General features: G+C 46.1%; 18 protein-coding genes. 9 read left to right on the top strand and 9 right to left on the bottom strand.

What is annotated here, in order from left to right:
* Positions 1–44: 44 nt before the first annotated feature.
* Genes T3H97_RS20530 through T3H97_RS20515 form a run of 4 tightly spaced genes read left to right on the top strand, consistent with a single transcriptional unit; the run spans position 45 to position 4,005 of the window.
* Positions 45–1,319: a sialidase family protein gene (locus T3H97_RS20530; protein WP_328800732.1), complete on the top strand. Its 1,275-nt coding sequence runs from the start codon at positions 45–47 to the stop codon at positions 1,317–1,319.
* Positions 1,319–2,545: a sialidase family protein gene (locus tag T3H97_RS20525; protein WP_328800731.1), complete on the top strand. Its 1,227-nt coding sequence runs from the start codon at positions 1,319–1,321 to the stop codon at positions 2,543–2,545. Before T3H97_RS20530 ends, T3H97_RS20525 begins: the two co-directional genes overlap by 1 nt.
* Before the next feature lie 33 nt (positions 2,546–2,578).
* Positions 2,579–3,799: a glycosyltransferase family 4 protein gene (locus T3H97_RS20520; protein WP_328800730.1), complete on the top strand. Its 1,221-nt coding sequence runs from the start codon at positions 2,579–2,581 to the stop codon at positions 3,797–3,799.
* A gap of 32 nt (positions 3,800–3,831) precedes the next feature.
* Positions 3,832–4,005: a hypothetical protein gene (locus T3H97_RS20515; protein ID WP_180984648.1), complete on the top strand. Its 174-nt coding sequence runs from the start codon at positions 3,832–3,834 to the stop codon at positions 4,003–4,005.
* Between the two features lie 66 nt (positions 4,006–4,071).
* Here T3H97_RS20515 and T3H97_RS20510 read toward each other — a convergent pair whose 3' ends face one another.
* Positions 4,072–4,494, bottom strand: a complete 423-nt coding sequence (locus T3H97_RS20510) for a hypothetical protein (protein ID WP_328800729.1) — start codon at positions 4,492–4,494, stop codon at positions 4,072–4,074.
* Positions 4,495–4,519: 25 nt separating this feature from the next.
* Positions 4,520–4,867, bottom strand: coding sequence for a hypothetical protein (locus T3H97_RS20505; protein WP_250240215.1), 348 nt, complete (start codon positions 4,865–4,867; stop codon positions 4,520–4,522).
* 236 nt (positions 4,868–5,103) lie between these two features.
* Between T3H97_RS20505 and T3H97_RS20500 the strand changes: the two genes are divergently transcribed.
* The 3 genes from T3H97_RS20500 to T3H97_RS20490 all read left to right on the top strand — a co-directional run bounded on the left by T3H97_RS20500 (position 5,104) and on the right by T3H97_RS20490 (position 7,434).
* Positions 5,104–5,751 carry a DUF1796 family putative cysteine peptidase gene (locus T3H97_RS20500; RefSeq protein WP_134903945.1) on the top strand — a complete coding sequence of 216 codons (648 nt, stop codon included), beginning with the start codon at positions 5,104–5,106 and terminating at the stop codon, positions 5,749–5,751.
* A complete protein-coding gene (locus T3H97_RS20495; RefSeq protein ID WP_328800728.1) occupies positions 5,744–6,370 on the top strand; it encodes a DUF1796 family putative cysteine peptidase in 627 nt (208 codons plus the stop codon). The genes T3H97_RS20500 and T3H97_RS20495 overlap by 8 nt, the downstream gene beginning before the upstream one ends.
* 131 nt (positions 6,371–6,501) lie before the next feature.
* Positions 6,502–7,434 (top strand): NAD-dependent epimerase/dehydratase family protein, encoded by a 933-nt coding sequence (locus tag T3H97_RS20490; RefSeq protein ID WP_328800727.1) that lies wholly within the window; start codon positions 6,502–6,504, stop codon positions 7,432–7,434.
* Between the two features lie 68 nt (positions 7,435–7,502).
* On the opposite strand, the gene T3H97_RS20485 is transcribed toward T3H97_RS20490, so the two are convergent.
* From T3H97_RS20485 to T3H97_RS20465, 5 genes are all read right to left on the bottom strand, one after another.
* Positions 7,503–7,829, bottom strand: coding sequence for a PTS sugar transporter subunit IIB (locus T3H97_RS20485; protein WP_061830059.1), 327 nt, complete (start codon positions 7,827–7,829; stop codon positions 7,503–7,505).
* 32 nt (positions 7,830–7,861) lie between these two features.
* Entirely contained in the window at positions 7,862–9,298 is a 1,437-nt protein-coding gene (locus tag T3H97_RS20480; protein ID WP_103050051.1) for a glycoside hydrolase family 1 protein, read from the bottom strand.
* 70 nt (positions 9,299–9,368) lie between these two features.
* Positions 9,369–10,664, bottom strand: coding sequence for a PTS sugar transporter subunit IIC (locus T3H97_RS20475; RefSeq protein ID WP_103050052.1), 1,296 nt, complete (start codon positions 10,662–10,664; stop codon positions 9,369–9,371).
* Positions 10,665–10,682: 18 nt separating this feature from the next.
* The gene (locus T3H97_RS20470) at positions 10,683–11,006 is read right to left on the bottom strand and encodes a PTS lactose/cellobiose transporter subunit IIA (protein WP_250274013.1); all 324 of its coding nucleotides are present in this window, start codon (positions 11,004–11,006) and stop codon (positions 10,683–10,685) included.
* A 167-nt stretch (positions 11,007–11,173) separates the two neighbouring features.
* Complete coding sequence (locus T3H97_RS20465) at positions 11,174–13,099, bottom strand: BglG family transcription antiterminator (RefSeq protein WP_328800726.1); 1,926 nt, start codon at positions 13,097–13,099, stop codon at positions 11,174–11,176.
* Positions 13,100–13,257: 158 nt separating this feature from the next.
* On the opposite strand from T3H97_RS20465, the gene T3H97_RS20460 reads away from it, so the two are divergent.
* Positions 13,258–13,659, top strand: a complete 402-nt coding sequence (locus T3H97_RS20460) for an Rrf2 family transcriptional regulator (protein WP_328800725.1) — start codon at positions 13,258–13,260, stop codon at positions 13,657–13,659.
* 112 nt (positions 13,660–13,771) lie between these two features.
* On the top strand, positions 13,772–14,677 hold the full coding sequence (locus T3H97_RS20455) for an NAD(P)/FAD-dependent oxidoreductase (protein ID WP_328800724.1): 906 nt from the start codon (positions 13,772–13,774) through the stop codon (positions 14,675–14,677).
* 61 nt (positions 14,678–14,738) lie between these two features.
* On the opposite strand, the gene T3H97_RS20450 is transcribed toward T3H97_RS20455, so the two are convergent.
* Together T3H97_RS20450 and T3H97_RS20445 are read right to left on the bottom strand one after the other, a co-directional pair.
* The gene (locus T3H97_RS20450; RefSeq protein ID WP_328800723.1) at positions 14,739–14,957 is read right to left on the bottom strand and encodes a DUF5316 family protein; all 219 of its coding nucleotides are present in this window, start codon (positions 14,955–14,957) and stop codon (positions 14,739–14,741) included.
* 57 nt (positions 14,958–15,014) lie between these two features.
* Positions 15,015–16,043 carry a LacI family DNA-binding transcriptional regulator gene (locus T3H97_RS20445; protein ID WP_328800721.1) on the bottom strand — a complete coding sequence of 343 codons (1,029 nt, stop codon included), beginning with the start codon at positions 16,041–16,043 and terminating at the stop codon, positions 15,015–15,017.
* Between the last annotated feature and the right edge of the window lie 4 nt (positions 16,044–16,047).

Here is a 16,047-nt window from a genome sequence, read left to right as displayed (position 1 = left end):
AGACTGTGCTGAAAAAAGTACATTTTGATAGAAATACTTCAGGCATGTCCATTTATATAATGAAGGGATTGCTCGCGATGCCTTTGAATTTTCAGGTGACACCCAGCGGCTTGCCCAAATTTGAGCCTAGTGTTGCCGTTAATTTGCTGAATCCGAATATCGTTGTAGCTGTAGCTGTTGATTTTAGCAGCGGGCCTCCCTTGATTGGACTGTATCGCTCATTGGATGCCGGGGCGAACTGGACCGATACTTTATTGCCGATTCCACCGGGATATACGGGGGCCGAGGCGGGAATGGTGGCCTATCTGTTCCCCAATATTTTTATCGTATCCGCGCATGTGTTTCCAGGCAATGAAAACGGAGCTGTCGTGATCTACCGTTCTACGGACGATGGAGCCACCTTTGATCCTCCAGTGGTCATTAACCCGGGCTATGGAGATTACATTAATAATGACTGGACTAATATTACGACGGATAATGCGGGGGCAAGTCCCTATCTCGGGCATGTCTATGTCACGTATAACCGCCAATATAATGTGGATTTTAATGCTCGTTCTGCGGCGTTCTACCAGCGTTCCACCGATGGAGGATTGACCTGGGATCGACCGTTGTTGCTTTCAAATATCCAGTCCTCCACGGAGCGACCTGAGCCGGCGGTCGATAAATATGGAAGTGTCTATGTTAGCTGGATTCGTACGGGACCGCAAACACCAGCTTTTTTTATCCGGCGCTCCTTTGATGGAGGGGCAACTTTCAGCGGGGATATTCTCGTATCCAATATAACGCTGGTGCCCAATCCTTTGCCCATTCCCGGTTATGATTTTCGGATATTGAATTTCCCCAGCTTGGCCGCAGACTGCTCGGGTGTGCCTTCCACAACAAATACGCTATATGCTGTTTGGCAGGATTTTGGTCAGGGATACAGCAATATTTTGTTGTCCAAATCAAGCGATTTTGGCGGTACATGGAGTGCTCCGGTCATTGTGACGGACAGCCCGCCGGGCTCACAAAATTTTTTTCCTGCGATTTCAGTGTCGCCTAAGACGGGACTGGTCGTTGTCGTATACTATACCAATCGCTTGGATGGCTTTAATCTGGATGTGTTCGCCGCAGAGTCGTCAGATGGAGGCAACACCTTTACGAACAGTCGTCTCACAACGACCTCCTTTAACCCGAATGTTGGTGGAGGCGAATCAGAGCTGATTGGCGACTATATTGATGTCGCCATTGTACCGCCGAACAGCTATATTTCCGTCTGGACGGATACGCGCACCGGCAGTCTGACGATATTTGCTGGTGTACCGGGAGGTGGAGCCTGATGCCGAACGTACAGCTTACGCCTAACGGAAGGCTGGCGCAGGAGCCGAGTGTAGCTTTCAACCTGCTCGACGGTACCATTGTGTCTGCGGCTATCGATTTTACGACAGGGCCGCCGTTGACGGCGGTATACCGTTCAGGTAACGGCGGTGTCTCCTTCACACAGCAGATTTTACCGCTACCAGCCGGCTATGTAGGGGCGGAATCTCATAGTGTTAGTTACGGTTTTCCCAATTTGTTCATCATAGCCTGTCACGTATTTACCGCCGACGGCTTGAGCGGTACCATCGCCACCTATGTGTCGAGAGACAACGGCAATACATTTGATCCGCCAGTGATTGCCCAGCGAGGATATGGGTCATTTGTCAATAATGTTGAGGTCGGCGTGAAATTTGATACTTCTCAGGTCAGCTCCTATACCGGAAACATCTATTTATGTTATACGCATCAGTATAATCCCGACTTTTTCGGCGGCTCGGTCATGTTTTTCCAGCGCTCACAGGATGGAGGGATCACATGGGATACACCCGTGGTGCTCACCGCTGGCTCCAATCAGATCACGCGGGGGGAAATCACGGTGAGCATTACAGGGGTGATTTATGTCGGGTACATTGTGACGAATCCGGTTAACCAATATCAGGTCATTGTGTCCTTCAATGGGGGGACAGCATTCAGTTCTTCGCTGCCTGTGTCTTCTGTTGTCCCGGTTCCGAGTCCGTTGCCCGTGGCCGGCTTTGGCTTCAATGTGCTGCCGATGGCCAGCATTGCGGTGGATCGCTCTACTAGCCCGAATCAGGGAACACTTTATGCGGTCTGGCAGGATAATCGGGCAGGATATGCGGATGTACTGCTCGCCCGGTCGGTGGATGGTGGATTAAGCTGGACTGCACCGCAATCGGTGACAGGAGCCAGTGCCGGGGCACAGCATTTTTTCCCGGCCATTGATGTTTCGCCTGTGACCGGCGTGATTAAGATCGTATATTATACCAATCAAATAACGACCTCTTTATTAGACGTATTTGTGGCCGAATCAACGGACGGAGGGAATACATTTACGAACCTCAGAATAACAGACAGCTCCTTTAATCCTAACGGGATTAGTCCCGTTCCAGTCGTTACGATCGGTAATTTTATTGATGTAACAATCGTGCCGAATAACGGATTTTTTGCGGTCTGGACAGATGCGTTATCGGGTTTCCAGCAAATTTACGGAAGCAACGGAATGTAGCTTAGCGTACGAGACAGAGGAGGTGAGGCTGTTTTGAAAATTTTGTTGGCTACGTACTGGCCGATTCCTCATTTGGGTGGCGTATGGCCCTTTATGATGCAAATTAAACGGAGACTGGAGCTACTGGGCCACACGGTAGACTTGATGGGGAACGGACCGGATACACCTAAATACCATATTGTTTTTGAAGATAGGGAGCTGCTGAAGGATCAACTGCTGCCCCTGCTGGATACGAAGCTGAATGAATCGGCTGTCCCTGTATTACATTTGGATTCATGGGTGCAGACGGTGGAAAAGGATCGATACTGTATGGAGCTGGCAGCAGCGTATTTCGGGGTCGAGCAGTATGATGTGATTCACACGCAAGATGTCATTGCGACGCGTGCGCTAAGTCGGGTCAAACGCAAAGATAGCGCGTTGGTAGCGAATATTCATGGCTCGCTGGCTCGTGAAGTTATGATGGCTTTGGAGCGGGATCATGAGGAGGGTTACCGTGAGACGCTGATGTGGAAATATTATTGGGCGCTAGAGCACTATGGCGCTCTATCCGCGGATATTACCATTACATCTACAGAATGGATGAAACAGACACTTGTGCGTGAGTTCGAAGTGCCTGAGCAGCAGATCGCTACTTTCCAATACGGATTGGATACCGAGCACTTCTGGGAAGTCCACGCCCGGGGAACGGACATAGTACGACCTGAGGGGAAAAAAGTTATGATTTGTCCTTCACGGCTGGTCTATATCAAAGGGCTGCATTATTTAATAAGCGCTCTTGGCCTACTGAAAGCAAGTCGTACGGATTGGGTTTGCTGGATTGTCGGGGAGGGAGATAAAAGGGAAGAGCTTCAAACACAGGCCAAGGAGCTAGGGCTGGAGGAAGACGTGGTTTTTTTGGGGCATCGTGAAGATGTACCTGCTCTTTTACAACTGGCGGACCTTTTTGTTCATCCAAGCATACAGGACAATCAGCCGTTTTCGGTCATGGAGGCGCAGGTTTTGGGGCTTGCGGCAGTGGTGTCGGATGCGGGCGGACTGCCGGAAATGGTGAAGCATGGACACACCGGACTGGTTTCCCGGGTTGGCGATGTGGAGGCACTTGCAGCTCATTTGCAGCATTTGCTGGCTCAGGATGAAGTGCGGATAGCTATGGGAAAACGTGCCAAAGCATGGGGGACCGCGCATTGGTCTCTGGATGTTATGATTGAGCGGCTCGTGAATATTTATGGGCAAGCGCTGAATCAAGTACGTTGAGTACGTTGATTCTTATAGTTAGGAGGGAGAGCATGACTTTTCCTGTCGTTGGAGACTTGTACAACCGTATTTTTGAAATCCAGCAGTCGCACCCGGATCTGAAGGTCGATTACGCAATATGGAACCGAATTAACACCTCGTTGCCGGAAGATTATAAGCTGCCAGACGCTGACATTTTGGAACGTCTGAGACAATCCGCACCATGAGGGCACAGACCATATAAAAAGGCAGGTCGGGCTTAAACCTCCCACCTGCCTTTAGTTTATTTTAGCTCATTGTCCATCCAGGTTTTCGTCCATCGAATCTACATACACCGAGCCTTGAACCGTGAGTGGCCCCGTAACAACAGCACGGCGGTCGGCTGATTGTACGGTCAGGCAGTATACATAAGGCTCTCCCTGTTTTCCCGTTTCCTCATAGCTTAACTCGGCAAATCCCTCCTGATAACAGGAGTCCTGCAGCCAATCCAGCACAGGTCCCTGCTCATCGTTGCGGCGCAATCGAATGTCTAGCTCCCCGATATCCCAGTTGAGCAGCGGATTTTCCCATGCCAAAGAGACTTCAATGACAATACGTCCTTCAGCTTCACTTGCAGGAATGATCAATGTAGAGAGCACGCTCTCCTGTTCGGTGACCTGAAAAGGCAGTGCATATGTGCCTGGCTCAGCTTTGTTTTGAACTGAATATTTCAACATACCTTCTTCCTCCTCTGCCCGTTCATTAGGGTGTCACGGTAAAATGACTGGCTGTACGCTTAGCGATAACGTTCCCGTTTTCCAAAAATTCAGCCAGGATAAACAGCGTTTCTGGATTGTAAATATTCGTGATCACTCGCAGATAAAACGGATTTTGGGCTGCCTCCATATCCTTGATTTCCAGTACAGAGCCAGCTTCGGGAGAAGGGCCCAGTCGAAGAAGTTGCCGCCTAAAAACGCCACTGTCATTCCCCATTTCCAGCAACACATCGACGGCTCTCTTTTCACGATTGAAAAAGGTCACATGGCAGCTTTCTATATGGGCGCTGTGGTAAGCGAGATGGTGATCGACGGTTAAAAGAAACACGGACATATGATGATGCCTCCTTGAATTCCGTTAGGTTACCAGCCTTAATATGATATGAAAAATAACCGGGATTGGACTGGATAGTTGTACGCCTCTTTGACAAAAAGCGCATCGGTGTCCAACCCTTTTCGCCGTGCTGTGCATGTAATGTAGAGTGGAACAAACTACGGCCTGAAGCCCCTTTTCGACTACAGAAGAAGGGTCGCTGAGGGAAGGGGCGTATTAAAAAAGGAGGCACGGCTATGAGACTCGCACAGCTGGCAGGGGAATATGAAGCGGTCTTCAGTCTGGGACAAAACTGTACACCTGCCATTCAATTGGAAAAGAACCGTTTGCGACCGTTTGCCGGGGTACTGGATTGGATGATGTCTGACACGCTGTCCGATGTGAACCGCTTGCTTGAAAATCGGTTTGCCGGTTTTATGGATTTGCCCAATTTAAGTGTCGTTGGTACGAGCCAACTGAATTATATGGTCAGAGATATCGCTTATAATGTGATCTCGGTGCATGATTTTCCACAGGAACGCAATACGTCCTCAGATCTGGTGACCTATCCCGAGTTCAGGGAAAAGATAGACCGTCGTATCGAACGTTTTTTTGCAAAAACACAGATGGCGAAGCGCAGCTTGTTCGTCCGTATGCTGGGAACCTATGAAGAAGTAGAGGAACTGGAACGTATTTTGTCAGGCATGGTAGCGAATGAATTTCGTTTGTTGGTGGTGAATTGTTCCGGCGTAACGGAGTTGACGGAGGTGGATTGGCAGCTTCCGCATGTATGCGCAGTGGAAATGCCTTTTGCCGATGTGTGGAATTACAAGAGTGATCCGCATTGGCGTACCCTTTTTAAAGGGATGACCTTGTCTTCGGAAAGGGGAGGGCGTCGTGCTTGAACGGTTGCAGGGGGATTATGATGCTGTATTCAGTCTGGGTGGACATTGCTTGCCTTCCATTCAGCTGGATAAAAACGGACTGCGTCCCTATGCGGGTCCGCTGGACTGGATGATTTCCGGTAACTTGTCACAGATTAGTCGCTTGCTGGACGCCCGTTTTGCCGGTTTTATGGATGTTGATAGTCTGCGTGTCACGGGGCACGATTACGGCGAGCATAACTTCATGGTCGAGGATGCAAACTATGGGATTACAGCGGCACACCATTTTCCGGTTAGCCAGAATACATCGGAGCAGCTGACTTCCTATCCTTCATTCAAAACAACGCTTGATCGCCGCATCGCACGTCTACTGGATCAATTCACGCTTGCGTCCCGTCTGCTACTGGTTCGTCTCGGGGGCAGTCGAGAACAAGCGGTGGAACTACATGATGTGTTATTGCAGAGGATTACACATGATTTTCGCTTGTTATACGTGGATTACACAGGGACTGATGGTGTGACGGAGCTGGATTGGGGGTTGGAGCGGCTGGTTTCAGTGGAGCTGCCGCCTGAGGATATATGGAACGGTCAGGATGAGATGTGGCGTTACATGCTGGAAAACGTGAGACTGCATGTCTGAGGGGCTGAGATTCCAGAGACACGCTATAGATTGTCTTCGGACTGTGCTTGTGCCTGCGCCAAGCTATAGGGAGTCGCATAACATGATGCGAAGGGAAGTCATATGCTTCGGTTCAAAAGGAGGGTGAGCTAGTGAAGGCTTTGGTCACCGGGGGAGCCGGATTTATTGGTTCTCAGCTGGTACGTGCGCTTGCTGATTCGGGCATCAGAGTGCATGTGCTGGATAATCTGACGACCGGGAATACTGCAAATGTAGACCCGCGCGCGGTCATGCATATTGCGGATATTCGCAGCTCTGAAGCTAGGACGCTGTTGATTCGGGAAAGCCCGGATATTGTGTTTCACTTAGCCGCACAGGCTGATGTGCAGCAATCCATCCATCAACCCGATGAGGACGCGGATGTGAATGTGCTGGGGACGATTCATTTGTTGCAGGCTTGTCATGAAGCTGGTGTGTCAAAATTTATATTTGCGTCCACGTCCGGTGTATATGGAGAGCTACAAAAGCAATGTATACAGGAAGACGATCCCGTGGAGCCGATTTCAGGCTACGGACTGTCCAAGCTGACCGCAGAATCGTATATTCGACTTTTTTATCGGCTGTACGGTATGAACTACACGATTTTGCGTTATGGAAATGTGTATGGTCCCGGTCAGGCTGCGAAGGGAGAGGGTGGTGTAGTCGCTCTCTTTATGGAGCGGCTGAAAAAAGGAAGCCCCTTGCTCATTCACGGCGATGGGACACAAACCCGCGACTTTGTGTACGTCAAGGATGTAGTTCGAGCGAATATGGCGGCTATTCATGCAGCGGACCAACGCACAGTACATGTAAGTACGGGACGAACGACGTCCATCAATCGACTGGCCTACGATTTACTAAAGCTGCACGGTTCGTCTGTCCGCCCTGTGTATTCACCAGCGCGAGCGGGAGACATTCACCATAGCTGTCTTAGTAATGCAGTCGCCAGACATTGGCTTCGTTGGGAACCGCTATACGGCATTTCTGCCGGTTTACAGGAAACGTATGTGAGCAGTATGGGTTCAGGCAAAGAAGGTATGTCTTGATAAAAAGCGCGCGGATATCAAGAAAGAGACTGAGGAAATACTCAGCCTCTTTTTCATTTGAATAGCAATTAGATGTTCTCGCCAGCCAGCTTCAAGGCTTGATCCAGGACAGCTGCACCGTTTCCTCTACCATAAGCCAACGTGTCAATGACATCTACAGGAATGCTATAGGGAGCAGCAATTTCGGTTACTGCCTTTTTACGCATCCGTACTTGAGGTCCGAGCAAAATAGCAATCACAGAATCTGTAATGCCTTCCAGCTCTTCCTTAATGGTGCTTTCGGGGATGGCTTCGATGTTCAGCTCTATGGATCTTGCTGCTGCTTCTTTTTTCATTTTAGAAACCAAAATGGATGTGGACATACCCGCAGCACATGCCAGAATAATTTTTTTCATCGTTGAGCGCCTCCAGAAATTCATTTTTTTAACTACTTATACTCTTCATCCAGATCAGCAACAAACGAGCGTTCCTTGATAGCAGCTTGATACCAGTAGCCAGATTTCTTCAAATGCCGACTTCGATCATTGTCTAGGTTAATTTCCACCAGTCCATAGCGATTTTTAAAAGCATTCATGGGAGAAACGTTGTCTGTAAAGGCCCACAGCATATAACCTGTACAGTTGGAGCCTGCTTCTACAGCTTGTAACGTGTAGTATAAGTGCTCCGTTATAAAGTCAATACGATAGTCGTCCTGAATGATGTGCTCCTCATTTTTGAAAGTAACCTCATTCTCAATGCCCATACCATTTTCTGCGACAAACCACTCGATATTGTGATATTCGTTCTTGATACGCATTCCCATATCGTAAATGATCTTGGGATAAATCTCCCAACCCCGTGACTTGTTCATTCTTTTACCCGGAAGATCAAAATGCTCATAGTAGTAAGAGGGGTGGAAGGGGGTGTTTTCGTTCCACGCTTTACTCTGCGCTTTGACCCGATGGGGATAATAGAGATTGATCCCGACGTAGTCAACGGTATTTTTCTTAATCACGGTCAGCTCTTCCGTTGTAGCTTCAAATGCAATATCATGCTTGCCCATGAGATCGAACAATTCTTGAGGGTACTCTCCTTTAATAAGCGGGTCCAGAAATACTCGATTGTAAAATAAATCATACACATGCGCCGCGTATTGGTCATGAGTGGAGCTTGATCGGGCATACGTGACTTCGGGATTCAGAATAACGCCTATTTTAGCCCCGTGCTGACTATAGTTTTTTGCTTTGAAAAGCTGTACGCATTTCGCGGTAGCCAGCGTTTTATTATAATTCCACTGCATCCACTTCCGCGTATTTTGTTCATAGGGATAGCGAAGGGCATCCAGATAGACACGCGTTTGTACAACAATGGGCTCATTAAACGTAAACCAGTGCTTGACCCGATCGCCGTACCGTTCAAACACTTTTTCCGCATATTTTACAAACAGCTCCACTACATGCTTAGAGGACCAGCCCTCATATTTGTCCAGCAAATAGGCGGGTACCTCATAGTGTTCCAGACAAATCATCGGCTCGACTCCGCTTGCAATCAGCTCATCAATGACCCGGCCCATATAATCCGCATACGTTTCATCCACCACTACATTCTCATAATCCGTTAAGAAGCGGGACCAATTAATAGAAGTACGATAATGGGTTAAGCCAATCTGCTTCATCAGCGCAATATCTTCGGTATAGCGATTATAAAAGTCGGTTGCAACCGCGGGTCCATATCCATTGTGCCAGACATAGCGGTCATTTTTGTACCATTGGTCTAGGTATGAGTCCTGACCTTCTTTTTTACCGCTCCAGCCCTCTGTCTGCCAGGCGGAAGCCGCTGCACCCATGATGAAATTCGACGGAATTTGTATCGTATGTTTAGCCATGACATGTTTCTCCTTTTCATTGTATAAAGAATGCGTTTTCAATTAATTGATGTATTTCTATAGTAACGCATTATTCAGCCGTTCGCTTGTTGGCAATTTTGACGAACGGGAAATAAATGATAATGGCTACCACAATACAAATGATCTGAGTTACGACGGCGCCAATACTTCCACCTGTAGACAGATAGGCATTAATAATAGGCGGAGTAGTCCATGGAACCATGACGACGGCTTTACCTGCAAATCCAAGCAACGTCGAGAAGTAACCGATCGTTCCTGTGATGAGTGGAGTAATAATGAAAGGGATAGCCATCAATGGATTCAACATAATCGGAAGTCCAAAAATGACAGGCTCATTAATATTAAACAGACCTGGGCCGAGCGAAAGCTTTGTTATTTCCTTCATATCTTCACGCTTGGAAGCGATCATAATACAAATCAAGAGGGCTAGCGTAATCCCTGAACCACCGATACTCATGTACACGTCCCAGAAAGGCATCGTAATAATGTTCGGAATGGGCAGTCCTTGCTCATAAGCAGTCATGTTGACGGTAATCGCGCCAAGCAGCAGGGGTTCACGAATGGGCTTTACCATTTGGTTCCCGTGAATACCGATCACCCAGAAGATTTGCGCAACCAGCATCAGCACCAGTATACCTGGCAGTCCCTGTACTACGGTCTCCAGAGGTTTTTGCACCACATTATAGACGGCATCGTACAGGTAGAGACCTGTAAACTTATGAAAGAAAAATCCGAGCATTGAGAAGACCGTCACCGTAATAATAGTAGGAATGAGTGCAGAGAAAGAAACGGCCACATTGCTGGGAACACTCTCAGGCATTTTGATTTTTAGCTTATCGGACTTGCCCAGCTTACTGTACAGCTCAACGGACAGGATGCTTATGAAAATACCTAAAAACAAGCTCTTGGTATCCGTAAATTGACGGGCTATGACGTCTGTTACTTTTTGCATTTCACCGTTAACCATCAACTCTATCGTGGTTGGTGTCACAGAGATAAAACAGATTAAAGCAAGCAAACCGGGGAAGAGATTTTTCTCTCCATTAATTTTTCCTAGCTCCAGACCAATCATGAAAATAGCCAGAATGGTAAGGATATTCAAGCTGGCATAGTTAATGCCCGAGAAAATCGGTTTGTACTCAGCCAGGAATGAGAACGGCTTAAAATGCGCAAGGCCATTGACCGGGTCCATGACCATATTAGAAATCAATACAGCAAAGGCACCGACAATAATAACAGGCATCAATGTGATAAAAGCTGATTTGATCGCTATAATATATTTAAAATTATTGATTGCATTTGCTACCGATGTGAGGCCGTCAACCAGTTTGTCTTTGAATGCCATGGGATAGCGTCCCTCCCTCTACGATTTCGGTACGAATTGATCAATGCGTTCATACAGGTCTACAAACTCTGAGGCCATATCGCGAATGGTGATGGCATTCATCAGATGATCTTGAGCATGCACCATCATGACGGACATCTCTGTTTTTTCACCCGCTGCTTCCTTGCGGATGATTCTGGTTTGAATTTTGTGGGAGGACACCAGTTCTTTTTTTGCTGAAGCTAATTCATCTTTGGCTTCCTGAAATTTCCCGGCCTTTGCAAGCTCAATCGCCTCCATGGCCGAGCTGCGTGCATTCCCTGCGTATAATATAATTTGGAATACAATCTCTGTATCATCCATGTCCTCCATGTTCACGTCGTGCTCTGTAGATTCATTATGATTCACGTGACCTTCTCTCCTTTCAATGATCCCTTCGTATGGATATTATAATTTGGAATCGCTTTCAACATAACGCACATTATTTCCTCTTCTTAACGGAAATAAATCGTTCTTCATACTCCTCATGTTCAACCATTTTTGTGCAACACTTCTATGAATTCTGTATACGATTTGCAGCGAATAAGCTGCTGGACGAGCTGTTCATTATTTAAAATATCAAGCAAGATATGATACATAGTCTGTAAATCTTCTGATTTCGTACGCTGTATACAGAGCATACAAATAAACTGTACCGGCTTGCCATCCCAATCGATTGCTTTTTGTAATGTACAGATGGCCCAAAACGTGGAATCTGCGAAAGGTTCCATCGGATGCGGGATCGCGACAAAGTTGCCAAATGAAGTGGGGGAAACGGCTTCACGCTCTATTACAGATTGCAGCAGGAGGCCTTTTACAAGATCTGCTTCGTGTATTTTTTCGGCTATAAATTCAAGCACTTGGAGTTTGTTCTCAAACTTCTGCTGAAGAAAGACCAATTTTTTTCGTACATACTGCACAGCAGGAAGTCTGGCCTCAGAAATGGCTTGCTCAATTTTAGTAATATCGGAACTGCCCAAAAATGTATTCACATGGATCATAGGGATAGAAAGCGGTTCTGAAATGGGGATCGTGCTAATGACAAAGTCCAGTGTATCCAAAGGCATTTGTTTCAGCTTATAAAATTCAGTGGTTCCCACGATATCCAACCTGGAACCGAAGACCGATTGAAGCTTATAATACAGCAGCTTAGCACTGCCGAGTCCAGAAGCACATACGATCATACATCTTTTGGGTGCGTCCTCCATTTTCTTTCTTTCCATCGCGACTCCGATATGAATGGCTAAATAACCAATTTCATTTTCCTCAATGTGTATATGAAGCCGCTGCTTGATGACCTCCGCAGCAATGATACCTGCTTCAAAGGCAAGCGGGTAATTGGCTTTGATTTCATCCAGCATAGGATTACGCAAATTCATTCCGTATTGATAACGGTTGATCACTGGTTTGAGGTGAAGGCAAAATGCAATCAGCAATTCTTGATCGTTATGAATGTTCATCTTCAACTGCTGATCAATTTGGTCCAGTATTTCGATAGTCAGTTCGTAGATATCTTTATCAATGATCTTTTTAATCTCCACTTCATCCATATGCGCACCAACGACTGTCCTTACACCCAGCAGGTGCACAGCAATGTACGCAACTTCAACAAGTGGAAAGGAGTGCTCCATGTTTTGTTCCAAAGCAGATACGATCTCAGTCGCCACCCTAAACTCTTTTTGGGCTTCAATTTTTTTCATCTCTTGCGGATAATACGACACATACCTTTCTTCGCGAATACGCTTACATGCTATAGTAATATGAATGACCAGATTGTTCAGGGCAATGTCCGATAACTGAATATCATGGATCTCAATACGATCCAGAATCACTTCTCTTATGAATTCCATCTCTTCGTTAGAGATCAGAGGAGGGTGGGACATCTGCTGCTCGCCTATTTCATCTGTCCTACTGAATATATAGTCGGAAATGCAATAACGCAGCTTGGCCTCATTCCCTTTGACTCGAATCCCATGATAAGGTCTGTTTTCCAGGGATAGTCCGTAAGTTGCCAGCAGCTTGCGCAGTTCTTTGAGGTCATTCTGTAAAGTAGACCGACTAACATACAGAGTCTCAGCTAAATCATCAAGTTTGATATATGCATTGGTAAGTAACAGCTTTTTCATTAAAAAACGATTTCTGGCTTCAGACGAATTCGCTAATGGATAGGGCACATTATTTTCATCATCCTTTAATTGCTTCAGCAGATGATGAAATGCTTGTTCGTCCCGAATCTCTAACTTGTAGCCTGTTCCTTTAAGGGGTTTGACTGCTGCTCCATGCTTTGACAACAGCGCACCCAATTCCTTTAAATCCGTTCGTATCGTTCGAGAAGATACCTTCAATGCATTTGCCAAGTGTTCTCCGTTGACCATCTGTTCAGCAACCAATATACGAAGAATATCAAAAATACGCACGACGAGCCCCCTTTCTTAGCTGTTCTGATGAACAGTATACAACGGTTAGAGCGTAACCAAAAGAAGGATTAACAACAGCGTGAATGCTAGATGACCTTGACACACTAGCAGATTCGGGGATATAGTGGATACAATAAGTCTTTGATTGAGGTGTAGTTATGAAATTTACAAAAGCAACGAATTATGCTCTGCACACTATGCTCATGCTCGTTACTGATTCGTCGGTTAAGCCGGTAGGTGTTCAGCAACTGGCCGAATCCCAAAATGTTTCACCAACTTATCTTTCAAAAATTTTGACGAGGCTTGTGAAGGCTGGAATGATCGAATCAGTTTCTGGAGCCAATGGAGGCTATCGCCTATCCCGTCATAAAGATGACATTACCTTTTTGGATATTATCCATGCCATTGAAGGAACCAATTCTTTGTTTGAATGTGATTTTGTCCACGGCTCCGAGTGCCTGATTCAAGCTGTAATGAGGGAAGCAGAGGAGAAAATGGAACGACATCTAAAAAATACGAAATTAGTCGATTTGGCGCAAAAGCAGCAAACGCAAGTTTAAAAGGTAGCGACTTTATATAGAAAGAGGGTGGTTGCCAGTTATGTAAAGCGTTTTTTTTGTTTTATTAGAGATATAAAGAATCTTTAATATCTTTTAAAAGGAGTTGGGTGTTGTGATGTACGATTGCGCTATTATTGGGGGAGGGCCCGCCGGATTGAATGCAGCCCTCGTGCTTGGCAGGGCCAGAAGAAGTGTGGCTTTGATTGATAATAATCGGCCCAGAAATGCGGTTACGCATGCGTCGCACGGTTTTATTACGAGAGACGGCGTAACGCCGGCCGAGTTCCGCCGTGTAGCTTATGAGGAAGTGTTGCGTTATCCGTCTGTCCATCATCTGCAAACCGAGGTTGTTTCGATTACGAAAAACGAATCTGGATTTGAGGTACTTGATTCGTCAGGCCTTCGCGTTCAAGCGCGAAAATTGATATTGGCGACGGGCGTAAAGGAGATATTCCCCGAGATTGAAGGTTTTTATCCGTTATACGGAAAAAGTTTATTTAATTGCCCTTATTGCGACGGCTGGGAGTTGCGGGATCAACCGCTTGTCCTCGTCTCTGAATCGGCAGCCATATTTCATACAGCCAAACTACTCCTTAACTGGAGCAAGGATTTGATCGTTTGTACGAACGGTCAGGCATCCCTGTTGGACGAGCAAAAAGAACGGCTCTATTCTAAAGGAATCATCGTAATGGAGCAACCTGTTGCGGCGTTCATCGGTCACAATGGAAAGCTTGAGCATGTGCGCTTTACGGATGGCACTCAAGTCCCGAGGGTCGGCGGATTTGTATCTCCCCAGTTTGTACAAAGTGCACCGTTTGGAGAACGTTTGGGCTGTGAAAGAACGGAGTCGGGCGGGATCAAGACGGATGAAGCGGGGAGAACCTCCATACCTGGTGTATATGCTGCCGGGGATTCATCGTACTTCATGCCTTCCCAGTTGATTTTTGCCGCGGCCGACGGCAGTCGAACCGCTGCGAGCGTAAATATGGATTTGACAGAGGAAGATTTCAACGAATGACGATAAATTGGAATATCCCACATGGAGTCCGATAATAGAAAAGGCCGCCAACATGGCGGCTTTATTCTAAAATCATAGAGACAGTAAGCGATAATAAACCAATGATCATAAAAATAAAGGACCATTTCCATCTGTTTTTTCTATCTTTCCCCTCGGGATCAGCTGCCTGTTCAACATAAAAGTTAGCCCGCATGCGGTCACCGCTGATCCCTGTTCCACTTAATATAATAGCCAGTATTATGCATGCGGCACCTGCCCACCATAAATAATCATATATCATGATGATCCCCCCATTCTTTTCTTCTCTATTCCCCCATTTCGTGCACCACATCATAGATCATTTTAAGGCTACACAAGATCTTCTTTCAATAACCTCCGTATTCACAAGAACCTGAGTTTGATGCCCCTGATGATTGTTAAGCCTCTCCATAAGCAAGTTTACAGCCGTTCGGGCCAAAATATCCTTTTTCACATGAATGGTTGTGAGTTCCGGGCTAATGACCTTGGCTTCATGAATATTATCAAATCCCATGATGGAAATTTGTTCAGGCACTCGAATGTTCATTTCCTGAAACGTTTTAATAGCACTGATCGCCATATAATCATTTTCGCAAAATAGGGCCGAAGGTAACTCATTCAATTCATGAATAGCTGTTTTAAATGCGTCCTGTGACATCACAAGCATGGGATGCATATCAAATGTAAGCCCATTTTCTATGAAAAGATTGTGCTCCTCTAAAGCCGCCATAAACCCTTCCTTTCGTTTTGTAAAGTTCAGAATTCTGGTACTGGATTGTACATATCCTATCTTTCTGTGCCCTGACTGAATTAAATATTGGCCTGCCTGATACCCACCAAGATAGTTGTTAATAGATACGAAACTGGCATCGACGTGTTCAAAACAAGTATCCAAAATCACAATATTGGAATGAATGGATTGTATGGAATGAATAATCTCAGAAGTTAAATTGGTGCCAAGCAGAAGTACGCCTGAAGACGGCTGATCTTTTTCCAAAGCAGATAATTCTTCTTCGAGGCTATGGCTATCAAAAGACGAAAAAATCAAGGTGTTTCCATGTTCTCTCACCCGATTGGTAATATGATGAATTAATTCATTGAAAAATGGAAGTGAATCATAATGCTCTGTTACGATGTCTGTATTTTTACAGGCCACAAAGCGTATTACATGATGATTTTTAATGACTTCCTTGCTTGTCTTCATGGTGCGTGGTTTATATCCATGCTCTTGGGCTATTTTTAGAATTTGTTCCTTGGTTTCTTCACTGACTCCGGGTTTGTTATTAAAAGCAAGAGAGACAGCAGATTTCGAAACACCTGCAAGCCTTGCAATATCATCAATTTTCAATGTG

The organism is Paenibacillus sp. LX16, from assembly GCF_036252815.1.
Taxonomy (GTDB): Bacteria; Bacillota; Bacilli; order Paenibacillales; family Paenibacillaceae; genus Paenibacillus; species Paenibacillus polymyxa_B.
This window is presented reverse-complemented; position numbering and strand designations above follow the sequence as displayed.